Annotated in this window: 17 protein-coding genes; 6 read left to right on the forward strand and 11 right to left on the reverse strand. The window is 42.1% G+C overall.

Annotated elements, in window-relative coordinates; genetic code table 11:
• Nucleotides 1–588: a class I SAM-dependent methyltransferase gene (locus FZ952_RS00615; protein WP_148880212.1), complete on the reverse strand. Its 588-nt coding sequence runs from the start codon at nt 586–588 to the stop codon at nt 1–3.
• A gap of 93 nt (nt 589–681) precedes the next feature.
• Between FZ952_RS00615 and coaA the strand changes: the two genes are divergently transcribed.
• The 3 genes from coaA (at nt 682) to FZ952_RS00630 (ending at nt 2490) form a co-directional block, all read left to right on the forward strand.
• A complete protein-coding gene (gene coaA, locus FZ952_RS00620) occupies nt 682–1602 on the forward strand; it encodes a type I pantothenate kinase (RefSeq protein WP_148880213.1) in 921 nt (306 codons plus the stop codon).
• Between the two features lie 70 nt (nt 1603–1672).
• The gene (gene rpsT, locus FZ952_RS00625) at nt 1673–1909 is read left to right on the forward strand and encodes a 30S ribosomal protein S20 (RefSeq protein ID WP_001274000.1); all 237 of its coding nucleotides are present in this window, start codon (nt 1673–1675) and stop codon (nt 1907–1909) included.
• Between the two features lie 68 nt (nt 1910–1977).
• On the forward strand, nt 1978–2490 hold the full coding sequence (locus FZ952_RS00630; RefSeq protein ID WP_148880214.1) for a DNA topology modulation protein: 513 nt from the start codon (nt 1978–1980) through the stop codon (nt 2488–2490).
• 20 nt (nt 2491–2510) lie between these two features.
• Here the strand turns inward: FZ952_RS00630 and yaaA are convergent, their stop codons facing one another.
• Nucleotides 2511–3239, reverse strand: a complete 729-nt coding sequence (gene yaaA / locus FZ952_RS00635) for a peroxide stress protein YaaA (RefSeq protein WP_148880215.1) — start codon at nt 3237–3239, stop codon at nt 2511–2513.
• A 156-nt stretch (nt 3240–3395) separates the two neighbouring features.
• Between yaaA and FZ952_RS00640 the strand changes: the two genes are divergently transcribed.
• Both FZ952_RS00640 and trhA read left to right on the forward strand, forming a co-directional pair.
• Nucleotides 3396–3857, forward strand: a complete 462-nt coding sequence (locus FZ952_RS00640) for a DUF1836 domain-containing protein (RefSeq protein ID WP_148880216.1) — start codon at nt 3396–3398, stop codon at nt 3855–3857.
• Complete coding sequence (gene trhA, locus FZ952_RS00645) at nt 3841–4488, forward strand: PAQR family membrane homeostasis protein TrhA (RefSeq protein ID WP_062199357.1); 648 nt, start codon at nt 3841–3843, stop codon at nt 4486–4488. Before FZ952_RS00640 ends, trhA begins: the two co-directional genes overlap by 17 nt.
• A gap of 324 nt (nt 4489–4812) precedes the next feature.
• On the opposite strand, the gene FZ952_RS00650 is transcribed toward trhA, so the two are convergent.
• From FZ952_RS00650 to FZ952_RS00665, 4 genes are all read right to left on the reverse strand, one after another.
• Nucleotides 4813–6450: a hypothetical protein gene (locus tag FZ952_RS00650; protein ID WP_148880217.1), complete on the reverse strand. Its 1638-nt coding sequence runs from the start codon at nt 6448–6450 to the stop codon at nt 4813–4815.
• Nucleotides 6440–7183, reverse strand: coding sequence for an ABC transporter ATP-binding protein (locus tag FZ952_RS00655; protein WP_148880218.1), 744 nt, complete (start codon nt 7181–7183; stop codon nt 6440–6442). Before FZ952_RS00655 ends, FZ952_RS00650 begins: the two co-directional genes overlap by 11 nt.
• Before the next feature lie 110 nt (nt 7184–7293).
• Nucleotides 7294–8907: a M20/M25/M40 family metallo-hydrolase gene (locus FZ952_RS00660; protein ID WP_148880219.1), complete on the reverse strand. Its 1614-nt coding sequence runs from the start codon at nt 8905–8907 to the stop codon at nt 7294–7296.
• Between the two features lie 135 nt (nt 8908–9042).
• Nucleotides 9043–12015 carry a CocE/NonD family hydrolase gene (locus tag FZ952_RS00665; protein WP_148880220.1) on the reverse strand — a complete coding sequence of 991 codons (2973 nt, stop codon included), beginning with the start codon at nt 12013–12015 and terminating at the stop codon, nt 9043–9045.
• Between the two features lie 195 nt (nt 12016–12210).
• Here FZ952_RS00665 and FZ952_RS00670 point away from each other — a divergent pair, with 195 nt between their 5' ends.
• Nucleotides 12211–13659: an alpha-amylase gene (locus FZ952_RS00670; RefSeq protein ID WP_148880221.1), complete on the forward strand. Its 1449-nt coding sequence runs from the start codon at nt 12211–12213 to the stop codon at nt 13657–13659.
• 72 nt (nt 13660–13731) lie between these two features.
• Here FZ952_RS00670 and FZ952_RS00675 read toward each other — a convergent pair whose 3' ends face one another.
• From FZ952_RS00675 to FZ952_RS00695, 5 genes are all read right to left on the reverse strand, one after another.
• The gene (locus FZ952_RS00675) at nt 13732–14571 is read right to left on the reverse strand and encodes an alpha/beta fold hydrolase (protein WP_262366306.1); all 840 of its coding nucleotides are present in this window, start codon (nt 14569–14571) and stop codon (nt 13732–13734) included.
• A 239-nt stretch (nt 14572–14810) separates the two neighbouring features.
• Nucleotides 14811–15848 carry a M42 family metallopeptidase gene (locus FZ952_RS00680; protein ID WP_148880361.1) on the reverse strand — a complete coding sequence of 346 codons (1038 nt, stop codon included), beginning with the start codon at nt 15846–15848 and terminating at the stop codon, nt 14811–14813.
• A gap of 86 nt (nt 15849–15934) precedes the next feature.
• Complete coding sequence (locus FZ952_RS00685) at nt 15935–17080, reverse strand: FtsX-like permease family protein (RefSeq protein ID WP_148880223.1); 1146 nt, start codon at nt 17078–17080, stop codon at nt 15935–15937.
• A gap of 3 nt (nt 17081–17083) precedes the next feature.
• Nucleotides 17084–17764, reverse strand: a complete 681-nt coding sequence (locus tag FZ952_RS00690; RefSeq protein ID WP_148880224.1) for an ABC transporter ATP-binding protein — start codon at nt 17762–17764, stop codon at nt 17084–17086.
• Nucleotides 17757–18338, reverse strand: coding sequence for a TetR/AcrR family transcriptional regulator (locus FZ952_RS00695; protein WP_148880225.1), 582 nt, complete (start codon nt 18336–18338; stop codon nt 17757–17759). The genes FZ952_RS00690 and FZ952_RS00695 overlap by 8 nt, the downstream gene beginning before the upstream one ends.
• Nucleotides 18339–18358: the final 20 nt, after the last annotated feature.

An 18358-nucleotide genomic window follows, 5' to 3' on the forward strand; every position in this document is an offset into this window, starting at 1 on the left:
TCACTTCTTACTTCTAAGGATATAATATCCCTTGTCTTTTTTTAAAATTTCACAATTCCCAAAAACCTCTTCCATCTTGGCTTTGGCGCTAGGAGCTCCTTGCTTTTTCTGAATGACAATCGTCAAATCTCCGTCATCCAGCAAATGATTGTAGCTGCCTGAAATAACCTCGTGTACCACCTTCTTACCAGCCCTAATCGGCGGATTACTGATAATATGCTGAAATTTTCCTGTCACATTTTCATAGACATTAGATTGGAAAATCTCGGCAGACACCTGATTCGCTACCGCATTTTTCCGCGTCAAGTCTAAAGCCCGCTGATTGATATCCACTAGAGTGACCTTTAGAGTCTGCGCTTTAGCCAGGGTCAAGCCCAGAGTTCCGTACCCACAGCCGACATCCAGTAAGGTTTCTCCTTTTCCAAAATCCAGAGTAGATAAAAGAACTCGACTGCCGTAATCGATCATTTTTTTGCTAAAGACACCAGCATCCGTTAAAAAGGTCATCTGTTGTCCTAATAGTTCCACTTTTAATTCATGAATGTCATGTTTGGCATCCGGATTTTCTGCAAAATACATTTTAGTCATAAAACCATTTTATCATAAATTTTCTAGATTTGTAAATCGTTTTCATTTCTCCAAAAGTATGTTATACTAAAATCCATCATATAGGAGTAACTTATGACTAACGAATTTATTCATTTTGAAAAAATCAGCCGCCACACATGGCAGAATCTGCATCGCAAAACAAATCCACCGCTCACTGAAGCAGAGCTCGATTCTATTAAAAGTTTCAATGATAAAATCAGCCTTCAGGACGTGACTGATATTTATCTGCCACTGACAAATTTAATTCAGATTTACAAGCGTGCCAAGGAAGACCTTGCCTTTTCAAAAGGAATTTTTCTACAAAAAGAAAGCAAAAAACAGCCCTTTATCATCGGAGTATCTGGCAGCGTTGCCGTTGGAAAGTCAACCACCAGCCGGCTGCTACAAATCCTCCTATCGCGGACATTTTCAAATGCATCGGTCGAACTGGTTACAACAGATGGATTTCTCTACCCCAATCAAACCCTGATTGAAGCAGGAATTTTAAATCGCAAGGGCTTTCCAGAAAGTTACAATATGGAGCTGCTCCTTGACTTCCTAGACACCATCAAAAATGGTCAGGATTATCAAATCCCTGTTTATTCGCATGAAATTTATGATATTGTCCCAAATGAAAAGCAAGAAATCAAGGCTGCTGACTTTGTCATTGTGGAAGGAATCAATGTTTTCCAAAATCCACAGAATGAACGGCTGTATATGACCGACTTTTTTGACTTTTCTATCTATGTAGATGCCGAAGTTGACAATATCGAATCTTGGTATTTGGATCGCTTTAAAAAAATGCTGGCTCTAGCTGAAAACGACCAAACCAACTACTATTATCGCTTCACAACCCAGTCCGATGACGAAGTCATGGCTTTCGCGCAAAATATATGGAAAACAATTAATCTCGTCAATCTGCTGGACTACATCGAGCCCACTCGTAACCGAGCTGAGATTATTTTACACAAAGCAGAAAACCATGAAATTGATGAAATCTATCTAAAAAAATAATTTAGGCTTGTCAAATCAAAACTTTTCATATATAATTAGATAGTTAGTATTTTCAATGGAGGTGAATAACTTGGCAAACATTAAGTCAGCTATCAAACGCGCTGAATTGAACGTGAAACAAAACGAAAAAAACTCAGCTCAAAAATCAGCTATGCGTACTGCAATTAAAGCATTTGAAGCAAACCCGTCTGAAGAACTTTTCCGTGCTGCTAGCTCAGCTATCGATAAAGCAGAAACTAAAGGTTTGATCCACAAAAACAAAGCAAGCCGCGACAAAGCACGTCTTTCAGCTAAACTTGCTAAATAATGCGCCACGCATGCAAAGGGAGCTCTAAGGAGCTTTTTTTGTTGCACATTAAACAAAGGAGACTTCTAATGAAAATTGCTATCATTGGCTACTCGGGTTCAGGAAAATCAACCTTGGCCCAGCATTTAGGATCATACTACCAACTTCCCGTCCTTCATCTGGACACGATCCAGTTTAAAGTAAATTGGCAGGCTCGCAGTCAGGACAAAGTTCGAGCTGATTTAGCAGATTTCCTCCAGCAAAATCAATCCTGGGTCATTGATGGCAACTACTCTTGGTGTTTTTATGAAAAGCGGATGAAAGAGGCTGACCAAATCATCTTTCTGAACTTTTCTCGCTGGAGCTGCCTCTATCGGGCTTTCAAACGCTATCTAAAATATCGCAATCAAACTAGAGAAAGCATGGCACCAGGCTGTTCTGAGAAGTTTGACTGGGAATTTATCCGCTGGATCCTTTGGGATGGCCGGACAAAAAGGACTAAAAATCGCTATCAAAAAGTTCGCCAGACTTTCCCTGAGAAATTCATCGAATTACAGAATCAAGTGCAATTAACAGAATATGTAAAAGCTTCACTTAGATAAGATCCAAGTGAAGCCTTTTCTTATTCTTCCTTTACAAAGATGAATTCTTTGTCATCCGATAGGTCAGCTCGAAAGGCAAAACCTGCAAAAGAGAGCTGTTTGATTTGCTCAAGTTTATCGACCTGCGCTTCCATCAAAGCAGTCAGAAACTGCCCACGCGCCTTTTTGGAAATGGTAGAATGACTTTTGAGTTTGCCAGCCTTTTCCTCTAAGAATTTAAAACGAAGCATTTTATCTCTGACTGATTTATCAAAAACTTCCTCAAATTCACTAGACAGCAAAGAAAGCAGCATATCTTCATCCGCTACTGCTTTTGTATAATCGTCCTGCCAAAATTTTTTCAGCGTTTGACCATTGGGCTTCAGCCCCACCAAAAAGTCCAGCCGATGAGGGGCAATCGGACTAAGGGCAGGAATGACCCCATATAGACTAGAAGTTAAAAGCAAATGCTCTTGAATGTAGGATTTTTCCTCTTGTGTCCAATCTTTTCGCTTGATATTGCGATACATGAGCCCGTCAAATAAGAGCAAAGCTGGGTAAGTCTCCGCTTCATTTTTGCTCAGATTTTGAATCCGCTGGTATTCTATTTCAGCCATTTGCGGACTGATTTTGTATAATTTTTCCAGCTCCTTGGCTGAGAATTTCAACAACTCTTCTATTATAATTTTGCTTTTAGGCGTTAACTGGGAGTAACCCAGTGAGCTCTGCTTTTCATTCATTTCTTTAGCAGTTGGGATTAAAATCTTCATACTTACTCTTTCTAACGTTGGACTGCGAGTCTGCATTCCTACTTTACTTTATTAATGATTATAGCAGATTTTATCAAACATGGATTTATTCTTGACTTTATTTTTTAAAAATGATATTATCTAGTTATCAAAACTAGATATAAGAGAGATTGAAATTTGGAAACAACAATTCTTTTTCCAAGATGGGATGAATTACCTGATCTTGATCTATATTTGGACCAAGTCCTGCTCTATGTCAATAACGTCTGCAAGCCTGCTTTCACCGCTTCGGACAAAGGACTGACCGCATCAATGATTAATAACTATGTTAAACATGCCTATCTTGATAAACCCTTAAAGAAAAAATACAATCGCCAGCAAGTTGCCCGTTTGATTGCCATTACAAGCTTAAAAACTGTTTTTTCTATTCAGGATATTGCAGCTACTTTGGATATGCTGAATGCCCAAACCCAGTCTGAAAAGCTTTACAACGACTTTGTGGATTACATGAATGGACAGAAACTTGAAGTGACGCCCATCATTGCCAGTGCCTGTCTTACCGTCAAGCTCTACCAGCAAACCCTAGCCTTTATCCAAGTACCCAAAAAGGAGGAAAATAACGATGAACTACGCGCTTAAACTCAGTAAAAAGCTCTCTTTTGGAGAGGAAATTGCTAATGCTGTTACCCATGCCGTCGGAGCTGTTTTGATGCTGATTCTCCTTCCGATTTCCGCTGTTTACAGCTATGAAAGGCATGGCCTAGTCTCTGCTATCGGTACTTCTATCTTTGTCATCAGCCTTTTCCTCATGTTTCTCTCCTCCACCATTTATCACTCCATGTCCTATGGCTCGACCCACAAATATATTCTGCGGATTATCGACCACTCCATGATCTACATTGCCATCGCTGGCAGCTATACTCCCGTCGTCCTTTCACTCATGAATGACTGGCGGGGCTATCTGATTATTGCGATTCAGTGGGGCACGACTATCTTCGGCATTCTCTACAAAATCTTTGCCAAAAAAGTCAATGAGAAATTCAGTCTGGCCCTTTATCTGATTATGGGCTGGCTGGTTATCTTTATCATCCCGCAAATTATCGGACAAACTGGACCAGTGTTTTGGGGACTCATGCTAGCAGGCGGTCTTTGTTACACAGTCGGCGCTGGTTTTTATGCTAAAAAGAAGCCCTACTTCCACATGATTTGGCATCTCTTCATCCTAGCTGCTTCTGCTCTCCAGTACTTGGCTATTGTTTATTTCATGTAGAAAGCTGCCAACAAGGCAGTTTTTTGTCCGCTCATTTTAACCATACTTTATCACCTTGTTCTAAATAAAGAGATATTGCCCTGACATTTCCGTAAGAGATCATGTGACAGGAAGATAAACTGAAATTAAAACAGAAGATAGAGACACTTGCTTCTAAAACTCAAAAGACGCTAATCTTTGTATCATCATAAAAGGCCTAGAAACACGTTTTTTAGAAACGTTCTTCTAAGCCTTTTTGAGATAGTTATTTGAAATATGCCTTTACTCAGAATGTGTTTTGCAAGACCTCATATTTCTGATATTTTCTAAGCATCTCAGTACTTTTTAATAAAAACTGGCGATTTCCTTATCGAGTCGCCTCATGTAGTCTCGGTATGTCAGATAAGATATGAGTCCAGAAACAAGAATCAGCACCGCTGAAAGGAAATAAAGGACGGTGAGAGGTAGGAAGTAGGAAATCATATAGAAAAGCCCTATCACAATGATAATTCCAAAAGTAAATAGGAGAGCCAACAGCGTTTTCCCCATACTATTATCCCGATTCATCAACTCGTTGACATTGGACCAGTTGGTCACCAAGTGTTTATAGTCTCGATGATAGCCCCAAGCACTCCATGCTAGACTAGCCATAAACCAAGTCAGTAGCATAGCATGAAGAATCACCAGATGGATATGAAATAGAAGACTGGTCACAAAAAGGAGAATCACTGGCAAAATGGATTGAATCGCAAAAAGATACCAGAATTTGAGACGAATATATTTTCTCAAATCAAAAGGCAAAACCTTCAGATAATCAAAATTTTCCCTCTCTAAGGATAAACCGATAGAGGTCAGATTATTACCCCCTGAATTGAGCGTAGCGATAAACATAGATAGAAAGATAAGCGGAAGCAAATACCGTGGAATCAGAAAGGGACTAATATCCAAGCCTGCATTGATCGTTCCCATGACCATACTAAAAATAATGATATAGGGAATCAGTGCCGACATAAAGAGAGCCTGTAAAACGACTGAACCTTCACTCAGCAGCCGAAGATGATAGCGCCAGACAAACTTCTTGAAATTCTTGGCCTCGTCCATGTTGATATCATGTACACGTTCGCGTTTACCTCCTGCTGCACCCGTCATCAAGGCTGCCTCATAAAATTCTGGTATCACCTTGAACTTGACCAGTAAAAAGAGAAAGGCTGCTACGGCGAGCCAAGCTAAAATTCCTAAAACCGCAGTCAAGCTGAAAGGATTGATAATAAAGTCGTAAAAGGCCACAACTGGCGGGAAATATGGCGTGGCCATTGTGTTACTTGCGATACTACGGCTATTCATCTGATTGATAAAGATATAGAGTCCTACCGAACCTAGGGAAACAAGCCCTAGAATCACATTGGATAGGATGGTCTTATACTTTCTAAAGAAGGCTGTCTTGGTGATAAAATGCACCAAAATCAAAATGACAAAGGTCAAAACCGAACTTAAAATCACAATCGAAATCAAGGCCATAGGAAGACCGACTAAAGGATTTCCACCTTGAAGGCCTAGAACGATGAAATAGCTATACATCGGCAGAATTGCAATCAAGAGAGTCAGAACAACAGAGATGCTCTTTCCTACGATGATTTCTGATTCACTAAAGGCATAGGGCCGATAGGACTGCAAATCCTTGCTTTCATAAAAGACATTATAGAAAACGAGGAAGCCCTGCGACATGGAAAACATAGCAAATATGGAGACCATATTAGCAAAAAGGCCCGGATTTCCTACCATGCGATTGAAAGCACTCATGATACCAAAGATGAATAGGTAGACCAGACCCAAAATCAGGTACATTCGAATAGCCTGCAGGGAAACATTGACCTTGACCTCTAGATTCTTTGCCTGCTTCTTGCGGTATTGTTGCAGCTGAGAAGTTTGGATAGCATAGAGGATATTGATATCAACTAATTTTTTAATCACTTTAAGGCGCATCTGGACTCACCTCTTCTCTGCGGCCAGCCAGACCTAGGTAAATGGCTTCGAGGGACTGTTCGGGATGTTGACCTTTCAATCCTTCAATCGTGCCATAGAATATTAGCTCTCCCTTTTTGAGGATGGCAATCTTATCGCATAGCTGTTCGGCCACTTCTAAAACGTGGGTTGAAAAAAGAACTGTATTGCCCTTGTCAGCATGCTCACGCATCATCTGCTTTAGATCAAAAGCTGCCTGAGGATCCAGCCCCGTCAAAGGCTCATCCAAGACCCAGATATCTGGATCAGACAAAAGGGCACCAATGACAAAGACCTTCTGCCGCATACCGTGTGAAAACGACTCAATCACTTCATAGCGATGGCCGGCAAAATCAAAAATAGCCAGCAACTCACCCAAACGAGCTTCTACTTCTGCCGTGGTCATATCGTAGGAAGTCGCCACTAGCTCCCAGAATTCATTGGCTGTCAGACGTAAGAAAAGGTCAGGAGAATCGGCTACATAACCGATTTTTTTCTTGATTTCTAGACGATTACTGGATAGCTCCTTGCCGTCCACAAAAATTTTTCCTTGTGTCGGATTGATGACGCTGACCAAGGATTTAATGGTTGTTGACTTACCCGCTCCATTGTGACCGATGAGACCGACAATCTCACCGCTTTCCAAGGTCAGATTCAGGTGGTTAAGCGCCAGCTTGCCATCATAGTCTTTTGTTATATCTCTAAATTCAATCATGAGAAACTCCTTTACTATGTTTTGAGCTTATTATACTATCTTAAAAGTTATTTGTCTTAAAATGAGCGAAAAAGTTCGGATTTTGCTTTAAAACAAGCCAGAACCATCCTTTAAACCTTGAAAGATTGAGTATTTTCCAGCAGATAGAGCAGGAAATTAGGAATGGTTTCCAGCATATCCTGCTCATAGACTCGCTCAGTCAGCTGATGCAAATCTTTCCCCCATGGGCCTAGATTGATGCCAGGGATATGATTGGAAGCAATTTCCGAAAAATTAAGTTGGTAAAGATTCTCCGGTACAGGCATACTAGCAATCAGGTCTTGGTATTCAGCGGCAGGCTTCTCCAAGGCACAGTAACTAAGGTCACAAATTCCCATGAAGAATTCGTCCACTTGGAGCTGACAGCCAGCTTCCTTGTCCAGATAATCCCGATAAAGTTGAATGATCTTGTCAATCATAATCGGACTATCTGACAAGCGGCGACAATTCATGGGTGGATAGTAAGGCGGCGCGATCGCTAAGACAACCAAAGCTTCCTTACGGTCGTAGAAATCTAAAACTTTCTGGATATTTTGAATGCTGATTTCCTGATAGGATGAGCCTTCTTGCAAGGCTTGCTGTGCTTCCTCATAAATCTGCTTCAAAATTTCTTCAAAACCGATTTTTTCTTGGCATTCTTGCAGTAATTCCTGATAGGTCAGCACGTGCGGTTTCGGTACAAGCTTGCTTTCTTCATAAACTTTCTGCAATTGACAGTAGTTTTGATAAAAGCCATCCACTGCTTCCTGACTGAGATTCTTTATGGTCGCCAGCAGCTCACTTGGACTCTTTTCTAGATAAAGGACGCTGAAATAACCTGCAGCACGCAGCACAGTTGACACATCGTAATTTTCCTTCAAATCGCGCAGATAGGACCAAGATGGCAAAGGCGAACGTTCTCCGTAGGCCATGTCAGACAGAGCCGGATTAAGGTCAATTTTTTCAGCAACCTTGGCTAGCAAGGACAGGGCATTGATCCCCTTGAGTGGCTCTTTCATGTGAGAAAGGATGCCCTGAGTCACGACAACTGGCATCAACTTGCCAACTGTTCCTATATGAAGCACCTTTTCCTCCGCTGACGGGCTTTCAAAAGGCTCAGAATCTACAGCCAGAAGGTAATGAAGTTGGAAGCGCTCCTTCAATTCAGCAAGCAGGGCTGTTGCTGCCCGCATACCTTGGGAATAGGACTCCTCATCCCCGACAGACAGATAGAGCAAATTGACATGACCAGACTGTCTTTGACTGTATGCTTCCACCACTCCTAGCTGCAAGGCCAGAGCAGCTTTCATGTCGCAAGAGCCCCGACCAAACTGCCACTTGTCAGACGCAATATCCGCTAAAAGTTCTGAATGTGAAGAAATGGAGGGTAATTTTTCTTTCAGGGCCTGATTATCAAAAGCCCAGTCTTTGAGACTGCCAAAATCCTCAATATCCACTGTATCATGATGATGAAAAAGAATTACGGTGTCAGCCGTATCCTGCTTGACCAAAGCCCAATTGACACTGCGGTTATAAAAATCATTTGGAATCTGATAGCAGCCAAACAGCTCAGGATGCTCCTGAAAATAAGGAATCTCTCCTATTCGCTCCTGAAGAAAGGCTTCAATCTCCCGCTCAGAACCAGTATGGGTAAAACTTTCAATCGCCATACTTTGGTCAAAAATATCTTGAATATGATTTTTCATTCTTTCTACCCCTATATTGCCGGCACTCCTTACATCAAATCTAAGTGAAAGTCGAGTCCAGCTAAAAGACGATAAGGCAAAAGCAGCCAAACTTCACCTAATTATGAATTTCTGGCTGCTTTTAAATAGTGACTGTTAACGATGAGAATATTTCTTAGCAAGGCTAGACATACCTAGTGTGCTGAAAAGCAGAGCCAAGCCAAGATGGAGCATTCCTTTTGCTGGATTGCTACCCGTTTTAGGTAAGGTAGCTGGTGCTTGCTGAGCTTGATGACTTGCTAATTGCTGCACTTGGACTGTCCCCCGATCATAGTGTCCTGCATAGCGAACCTTCAAGTCAACTGACGGGCTTTCCTTCTGCTCTTTCCTGTCAAAGATATATTCTGGAACTTCTGTGATTTCTGGTGCAACTAATTTTTCCCCAATAATCTCAGGCAATTTCGCATATTCGGTATCAAGAGCATTTGGTACATAGGTAGCCTTCTGCGAACGAGTCGCTTCCACAGTTGGCAACAGCGCACTGATGGAGTCCGTCTTGAAAGTCACTGCATACTGACGCTTAATCGTGAGGTCGCTAGGGTCGTAAGTATTGAGAACCAGAGCCAGCTTATGACCTTTTTTCACAGTATAAAGATTCGGCTGCAAATACATCGTATAATCGTGGAATTGGCCAACTTTTGGCTTAATGCTCTTTTCCGAGCTGGATGGTGTATAGCCTGATTCTGGATTAGCTAAGTTTAGCCAGCCTTTAGCAATCACCTTGTATTTGGTTTTGGTTGTCGCAAAGTTTTTAATATCCAGATTGCTGAGATTGCTGCCCATCCAGAAGCCACCTGTCTGGCTGTCATCGCTAGCAGCACCATTTCCGACCACATCAAATTCTTGGTCTGATACGTCTACCAAGAGCGCATTAACCTGCAGATTTCTACCGCTGCCCTTGGCCAGAGCTGCCTTGAAATGGACAGGAATATGGCCTTTGATGGTCAGATCCTCTTTGACATCTGTTACAAAGGTCAGATTCGCTTTGGAAGAAGCTTGACTGACCGTTTCATCTCGCTTGCTAGTGTCAATCCCTGCCCCCGCATAGTCACTAGAAATCGTTTCTTCCAAGCGTTTGGACTGGGCTGTCAGAATCATACGATTGCTACTTTTCCAGTTATCGTAACTGGTCCATTTATTTGGATCATAGTTGTTTTGTGCCAAAACAGGAGGGAGTTTGCTGACATCGTTTTCGACATCATAGAGGTAATGTGAGAACCAAGTATTGAGCAAGTCATAGAAATCCTGCTTATTAGCTGTAATACCATAGCCTCTAGAAATAGCTGCCGGATTGACATGGTCTCCCTGATGGAGATAGAGTTTTACATTCTGGCCGGCTTTCTTCAAGGCATCGTACATAAGCTCGAACTGTTTGGTTTTAACATTGTCATCATTTAAACCATGCACTAGCAGGGCACTGGTCTTTATCTTTTCTGGATGCAGGGTATAATCCCGTTCCCGCCAAACCTGACTGTAATTGCGGCCGTGGGCATTTTGGTCCTTATTTAGCTGATTGATATAATCGGCGTACTTGTTCCAGATAGTGGCCCAATCATCCTGATCTAAAATCCGTGTGGAGACATAAAGTGAGAGCCAAGATAGGTCACTGTAAGGCGGATTAGTATAAGCTGTCCCCTGACTATTGAAATAATCATACCAGCTGGCAATTCCTGCGGCTGGAACAATCGTTTTCAAGCCTTCCACCCCAGTCGTTGCTACACCGAAAGTTGTCGTACCGGCCCAAGATAGACCAGTCATGCCGACCTTGCCATTTGCCCAGTCAGCTTTGATTTCAATATTGCTGGTTCTGTCTGTATAGGCCTTGCGTTTGCCATTGACCCATTCGATAATATTCTTAAATGCTTCGATTTCCAAATCAGAGCCAGTTGTATTAAAGCCTTCTGAACCTTTGGTTCCCAGACCAGCACTGGAAATAAAAGCATAGCCCCGCACTAGGAAATAATCATACCAGTTCAAATCTTCGTAGTCATAAATCCCTTCATAAGGACTATAGTAATACCAATCTGATGCCTTGGCTTTTTTAGCTGCATCAACGCTGCTCATACTGGAAATAGGCTGGCGCTTGGCAGGACGATTGCGCAAGCTCTTCATGTCATAAGAACCATTAGTCGGCAAATTGAGGCTTTCCAAGGTTACATAATTTTCATCCAAAGTTCCTGCAACATAAGGCCGAGCTTCTAAAATCGTTGAAGCTTTAAAATCACCTTTAGCTGCTGCTTTCGGAAGCTGCACAATAGCCTTGACTAAATCTCGCTTGCCGTCTCCGTCCGTATCATGATCCGTCTCAACATAGACAGGAAAACGAACGATATCGCTTTTCTCATAAGAATAGTCATGGTCTTCCTTTTCCCCACTGCTATATGGGAAAATCGGCTGTGCCCGACCGTTCAAAAAGAGCGGTGCTTTCTTTTCGGCACGATAAGCATCATGTAACCGCTTGGCAACTGCATACATAGATTGCAGATTAGCTCCCTGCACGCTGGCTGTCAGGTCTGCTTCTTTTTCGATCATTCCCAGACTCTTGGCCAGATTCACTCTATCCTGAGCACTGCTACCCAGTTGAGAATTGTTGACGGCTGCCCAGTTTAACAACTCGTCTACCGCTTCTTGCAAGGACAGTTCCTTATCAGCTAAAGCGGGATTTGAAAGGCTACCGGTATAAGCGGACAAATCTTGCCCTTTTGCAACGGTTGATACAGCGGAAGGTGCTAAGCTGACTTCTTGAGCCAAAGCCAAAGGTGCCTGAGCCTGTGACGAACTCGCTGTTACAGGACTTGCAACTAGTTTTTCACTTGAAATAACTGCTTCTTCTTGCTTTTCTGGCGCTGAACTCTCAGACGAAGCCTGACTTTGAACCTCTACAATCGCCGGCTGCTGAACTGAGGAAGTAGGCTCAGAAGCGACAGGTGTAGCTGCCTCTGTACTAATATTTTCCGTACGCTCACTGGTCGCCTGAGCCACCTCATCCGCCTGAACGGCCTGTGACAATACCAAAGGTGCAAACAGCAAGCTTGGCAGGAGCAATGTGACTAGTCTTCTCTTTTTCATAAAGACTCCCTTTCCTTATATATAAAATTTATTTATATAAGTCCATTATACTCTGTAAGCGCTTTAAATTCAATATAACATTCCTTTTATCTACGGAAAAAGTAAGAAAAGTAAAAAATTATTTACGCAAACGTTTGCGTAATCATTCTTCTTTTGGTAAAATAGACCCATCACTAAGAATGTGAGGTATCTAGTATGGAAAATCAAACATTAATGCAATATTTTGAATGGTACTTACCAAATGATGGACAGCATTGGAATCGCTTGGCGGAGGATGCTCCGAACCTAGCATCAAAAGGCATTCGCAAAATTTGGATGCCGCCAGCTTTTAAGGCAACGAGTTCAAATGATGTTGGCTATGGAGTTTATGACCTCTTCGACTTGGGTGAGTTTGACCAAAAAGGAACCATCCGAACAAAATATGGTTTTAAGGAAGACTACCTAAAAGCTATCCAGACTTTGAAAGCCAACGGCATTGAGCCAATGGCCGATGTGGTACTTAATCACAAGGCAGCAGCAGACTGCAAAGAGCGATTTACCGTCGTTGAAGTGGATCCTAACGACCGAACAAAGGTCTTGTCAGAACCTTTCGAAATCAAAGGCTGGACTAAATTCACCTTCCCAGGTCGCAATAAAGCCTACAATGATTTTAAATGGCATTGGTATCACTTCACCGGTACGGACTACGATGCCAAAAACAATAAGTCTGGCATTTACCTCATCCAAGGAGACAATAAAGGCTGGGCGGATGATGAGCTGGTGGACAATGAAAACGGCAACTATGACTATCTCATGTACGCCGATATTGACTTCAAACATCCAGAGGTCATTCAAAATCTCTATGACTGGGCTCACTGGTTTATCGAAACAACTGGAGTCCAAGGTTTTCGTTTGGATGCTGTCAAGCACATTGACTCCTTCTTTATGAAGAATTTCATCCGTGATATTACTGAAAAATATGGCGATGATTTCTATGTCTTTGGAGAATTTTGGAATGGCGATGAGACAGCCAATAACGAGTATCTAGAAAGTATTGACTATCGCTTTGACCTTGTCGATGTCAAGCTCCACCACAACTTCTTTGATGCCAGCAGAGCTGGATCAGACTATGACTTACGGACCATTTTTGACCATACTCTGGCAAAAAATCATCCTGAGTCAGCCGTGACCTTCGTGGACAATCACGATACTCAGCGGGGGCAGGCTTTGGAGTCCACTGTCGAAGAATGGTTCAAGCCAGCAGCCTATGCTCTCATCCTTCTACGAGAAGCTGGACTTCCTTGTGTCTTTTACGGAGACTACTATGGCATTGAGGGCCAGTTTGCTCAGGAGAGTTTTCAGGATGTGCTGGACAAGCTTTTGGATGCCCGCCTCAATCTAGCTTACGGCGAGCAGACTGACTACTTTGACGATGCTAACTGTATCGGCTGGACTCGTCAGGGCAAGGACGGGGGTCAGCCAATCGCTGTTGTTGTCAGCAATGACCAAACAAGCAGCAAACGTATGCTGGTCGGTTCAGAATGGGCTGGCAGAGAATTCAGCGATTCTCTGGACAACAGCTCTCAAATCGTGACGATTGACGACGAAGGCTGGGGAGAATTTCCAGTGGAAGAAAAGTCAGTCAGTGTCTGGTCTGTCAAATAATCTGTATATTCAAAAACGAGAGGGAATCTTTCCTTCTCGTTTTTCTAGTATTTCAAGCTCCTATAAAACTTGCTATTTTAGAAACTGCTTTATTTTTTCTGACAACTCATCACTGGCATAATCATGCACATAGTGAGGGCAGTCCAGTAGAATCAGCTCTGTCTGTGGATGCTGCGCTACAAAATCCTTCTGGAAGCTCTGCCATTCTTCCTGACTATAACCAGTCCCTTGGCCATTTGAAGAAAAGAGTAAGATCGGTAGTTCAGGAAGCTTTTCTCTAGAAACTGCCTCAGCATTTTGCTTAACCTGCATGACCTCTTCATAAACAGCATTTGACAATGGACGACGATAGAAAAGAGCCTTGTATACCTGCTTTTCTTCTGCTGTCAAATCACCAGCCGCAAGAGCGGGAACTTGCTTGTCAACATCATAAAATACCCGACTTAAGCCTAAATTAGCAGCCATTTGTAAGCCTTTATAAACCAAGGGGTAAAGGCTTAGGTTGGTGTAAGAACTTGGCAAGGCTATATCCAGTCCGATAATGCCTTGGACTTCTTCAGGATATTTTGCAACCCAATGAAGCGCTTCTAGTCCAGCCATAGAGTGAGCTACCAATGTATATGGACCCTTGATTTCAGCCTTTTTTAAAGCCTGCCTCGTCTGGGCAAGTACCGTGTCAATATCTCTACTATCCCCTTCGCTGTCATCGCTGAAGCCATAGCCCAAGCGTTCGACCACAACTATGCGATGATCTTGTTCCAATTTTGAATAAAGGGTCTTAAAGTCGAGAATGGGGGACGTTGTGCCACCGCCCGCCAAAAAAACCAGCGTCTTTTCTCCCTGACCAGTTACATAGACATTCATATTCTTGCCGTCTACTTGAACCAGGCGACCTGCGGGTTTATCAAGCAATTTCTGCTCTTTAGTCAGGCAGATTTGATGATAAGTGAAGATGAAAACTAGAGCAGTTATAATTGTAATAAATAAAAATAGAAGAATTTTTTTCAAATACACCAACATCGTAACTTTCCAAATATCTTTAATCTGGTTTCAACCTCTACAAAAAACCAATCACTTGAACAAAACAACTATCTGATTTCTATTGTGATACTCAGATTTTTTGTGTTTTATCCAGCTTAGATGTCCTACTTTTACTCCACCAATCCACTTCTTAGATAAGCATCCACCATGCGCTCTGTCACGACAACTGAATCAATATGGGTACGCTCATAAGAGTGGCTGGATTCGATGCCAGCGCCTAGCAGGGCATGCTTGACTTCTGCTCCTGCACTCATGGCTGCAGAGGCATCCGACCCGTAGAACGGATAAATGTCCAGTTTGTAAGGAATATTCTGCTCCTTGGCTAAATTAACTAAATGCTGGCGGAAACCATAGTGATAAGGTCCTGAAGCATCCTTGACACAGATGGAAACCGTATACTCATCCGTCTGTTGATCGTCACCCATAGCCCCCATATCAACCGCCAAATACTCTACCGCTTGCTCTGGCAGGCTGGAATTGGCTCCGTGGCCGACTTCCTCAAAGACACTGAAGGCAAAGTGAGTCGTCACTGGCAGCTGAATATTTTCCTCTTTATAAATGCGCAAAAGATTGAGCAAAATAGCTGCGCTGACCTTATCATCCAGAAAACGGGACTTGATAAAGCATGACTCGGTAACTGTGGTACGCGGATCAAAGGAAATAAAATCACCTACTTCGATTCCTAAATCCCGCGTTTCTTTCTCACTCATCACCTTTTCGTCCAAACGCACTTCCATATTGTCCTGAGTCCGCTCAACCGTCCCAGCATCCTTATAGACATGGCAGGAAGTTTGGTGAACTAAGATTGTACCGCTGATAGTCTTGCCACTGCTGGCCACATGAACCAGACAGTTTTCTCCCTCAATCATATTCCAAGGGAAACCGCCAATTCGATCCAGTTTGAGCCGACCGTCTGGCTTGACCGCACGCACGATAGCTCCCAGAGTATCCACATGGGCCGTCACGACCCGATGTTGGACATCATTTTCGCCCTTCACCACGACATGAACGCCGCCTTTATTGGTCCGAACAGGCTCATAGCCCAATCCTTCTAGCGTGTGTACCAAATAGTCTGCCACCTCAGCCGTAAAGCCTGTTGGGGAAGGGATAGCCGTTAATTCTTGTAAATATTGAACAGTTTGATTCATCATTTTCTCCTCATACTTTTTCATCATTATAGCATAAAAAAGGCTTTCATACAGGTTTTTCCTGCATAAAAGCGAGATGAGGTTTCTTATTCAGCTAGCATGACTTCTTTAAGACTCAATCGTCTAATAGCTCGGAAATAATAAGCGACAAGAAATTCATAAACCATTACGAAAGCTAAAAAAACAAGGAAGCAAAGCTGCATATCAAATGAGTAATCAGGCACGCCTTGAACATCTTTTACAATGACTTTAAGCAATAATTTCATGATTCCGTATTGATAAGCTGTTCCTAAGACAAAGCCTAGATAAGCCACTACTCGATATCTGGCTAGAATAACTTGATAACATTCCTTTTGACTATAGCCAAAGGCCTTCATCAGAGCTAGACTAGCTTTATTTTCTTGAACAACCGTTCCTAAACAAAGCAGCAAAACTGAAAGTGACAACACAAGCCCTATACCCATCATCATGGCTTGAATACTGCCATCAATAAACTCTTTCATTCCAAAGGAAAGTTGCATCATGGCTGCAAAGGAAAAAGCTGCAAAAATGACAAAGAAAATCAGAAGTTTCCGTTGATAAAAATGAACTGCACTCAGCTCTTTCAAAAATGGTCGGTCAGATTTTACCTTGTGACGCTTATGCTTGACCCGCGTCAATTCTAGTCTCCTCAGCAAATAGAGACTCGGTTGATTTAGTTTAATAGCAGCGTAGCCAATCCCTAATAGAGCAAAAATAAGGGTCGGCAAGACAACTAAAGCCCCCAGCAATTCCCAATGAAAATGAATGTTAATAAGAGGCAGCAGAGATTTTTGATTTCGCAAATCATAAAAATCCTGCATAAAGAAGAATGAAGCTCCGAAACCAAGGAACGTTCCTAGAAAAACCGAAAAGCTAAAGACCCAGAAATGCTTGGCCAATTCGAAATTTTGGTAGCCTAAAGCTTTGAGAATTCCTAGCTCCTCTTTATGACTATCAATAAACTGCTTGATATAAAAGAATAAAAGCAAAACTGCTAAGAAAGAGAGAACACCTCCACTCACCAAGGAAACAAATTTAGCAATGAGGACTTGAGCATCATAGTAGGCCTTAGCAGGTTGAGATAACTTCTCAATATTGATTGCTTGAAGATCAATATAAAAATTGACAAATAAAGTAGAAACTAACACCGCACAAAAACTGATTATTGATACAACAAACAGCTTGCGTAAATCCTTAATACCGATTACCATAGCCTACCATCCAATCTCTTCTACGCTTTTTGGCTCTTCATTAACCAAAATCTCTTGGATTTTTCCGCTGTTTATCTTGACAACTGTCTTAGCTAGCTGAGCGATATGCTCATTATGAGTGACCATTACCAGAGTAAAACCAAGTTCTTCTTTCATTTGAGCAACGTAGGAAAGAATCTGGCGACCAGTCGCTTCATCTAAAGCTCCTGTTGGTTCATCAAGAAAAAGGACCCGTGGTTTCTTCGCTAAGGCTCTGGCAATAGCCACGCGCTGCTGCTCTCCTCCTGATAATTCACTAGGATATTGGTGAAGTTTGTCCCTAAGCCCCATTGCTTCAAGAATTGGCAGGTAATCTTGATTATTTGCTAGGTGGGCTCCCATTTTAACATTCTGCTCTACTGTCAGCTCTTGCAATAGATAATATTGTTGGAAAATGAAAGCAACCTGTTCCTTACGAAACTTTGTCAGCTGGCTTTCGCTCAAAGAGGCAATATTTTCTCCATCATATAGAACCTCGCCCTGATCTGGCTTTTCTAAGCCTGAAAGAATATTGAGTAAGGTTGATTTACCTGAGCCAGAAGCTCCCAAAATAACCAAATAATCTTGGTCTGCAATCTGTAAATCAATACCTTTTAAAATTTCATTGGTACCATAAGACTTTCTAACTTCCTTTAGTTCAATCATGATTTCCTCCCAATAATTCTTTTATAAAAGCTGTAAATACTTGTGTCAGCATAGGCAGCAGTTCTGCTGATGAAAATCGATAGATTCCTGCAGCAGTCATACTGGCAATTCCGTGTGAGTAAATAAATAGATGTTGGTAGAGCTGCTCTGACAGTTGTCTTGAGAGTCCATATTCCTCTTGAATAGACCGAATCATTTTTTCATAACTGTAATCTTTGATTGGCAAAAAGTCAGCAAACTTGTCAATGTGACGCTCAGGCTCATTCATAAAAATCAATTGAAAAAGCTGGGGCTCCTCAGCTGCAAATTGGATATAAGTAATCCCAACAGCACGGAAGGCTTTTTCTTCCTGTAATGCGATTTCAACTTGTCTGACAAAGGTCTTCTCAGCAGCAATGACGATTGCTTTGCTCAACTCTTCCATGTTATCAAAGAGACCAAAAATGACCTTAGAAGAGGACTTTAATTTAGCAGCAACAGCTCGTGCCGTGACAGCCGACCTCCCCTCTTCTCGAACAAGATCTAAACAAGCTTCAATTATTTCTTCTTTAGTAAATTTATTTTTTGGAGGCATTGATATCCCTTTCTAACACA

The sequence above is a fragment of the Streptococcus sp. Marseille-P7376 genome, from assembly GCF_902460385.1.
Lineage (GTDB): Bacteria > Bacillota > Bacilli > Lactobacillales > Streptococcaceae > Streptococcus > Streptococcus sinensis.

Coding starts and splice junctions, on each gene's coding strand:
- FZ952_RS00690 (WP_148880224.1), bottom strand. CDS start 17,764: ATGATTGAACTAAAGGAAGTTAGAAAGTCTTATGGTACCAATGAAATT.
- FZ952_RS00630 (WP_148880214.1), top strand. CDS start 1,978: ATGAAAATTGCTATCATTGGCTACTCGGGTTCAGGAAAATCAACCTTG.
- trhA (WP_062199357.1), top strand. CDS start 3,841: ATGAACTACGCGCTTAAACTCAGTAAAAAGCTCTCTTTTGGAGAGGAA.
- FZ952_RS00660 (WP_148880219.1), bottom strand. CDS start 8,907: ATGAAAAATCATATTCAAGATATTTTTGACCAAAGTATGGCGATTGAA.
- coaA (WP_148880213.1), top strand. CDS start 682: ATGACTAACGAATTTATTCATTTTGAAAAAATCAGCCGCCACACATGG.
- FZ952_RS00695 (WP_148880225.1), bottom strand. CDS start 18,338: ATGCCTCCAAAAAATAAATTTACTAAAGAAGAAATAATTGAAGCTTGT.
- FZ952_RS00655 (WP_148880218.1), bottom strand. CDS start 7,183: ATGATTGAATTTAGAGATATAACAAAAGACTATGATGGCAAGCTGGCG.
- FZ952_RS00650 (WP_148880217.1), bottom strand. CDS start 6,450: ATGCGCCTTAAAGTGATTAAAAAATTAGTTGATATCAATATCCTCTAT.
- FZ952_RS00665 (WP_148880220.1), bottom strand. CDS start 12,015: ATGAAAAAGAGAAGACTAGTCACATTGCTCCTGCCAAGCTTGCTGTTT.
- FZ952_RS00685 (WP_148880223.1), bottom strand. CDS start 17,080: ATGGTAATCGGTATTAAGGATTTACGCAAGCTGTTTGTTGTATCAATA.
- FZ952_RS00615 (WP_148880212.1), bottom strand. CDS start 588: ATGACTAAAATGTATTTTGCAGAAAATCCGGATGCCAAACATGACATT.
- FZ952_RS00670 (WP_148880221.1), top strand. CDS start 12,211: ATGGAAAATCAAACATTAATGCAATATTTTGAATGGTACTTACCAAAT.
- FZ952_RS00680 (WP_148880361.1), bottom strand. CDS start 15,848: ATGAATCAAACTGTTCAATATTTACAAGAATTAACGGCTATCCCTTCC.
- yaaA (WP_148880215.1), bottom strand. CDS start 3,239: ATGAAGATTTTAATCCCAACTGCTAAAGAAATGAATGAAAAGCAGAGC.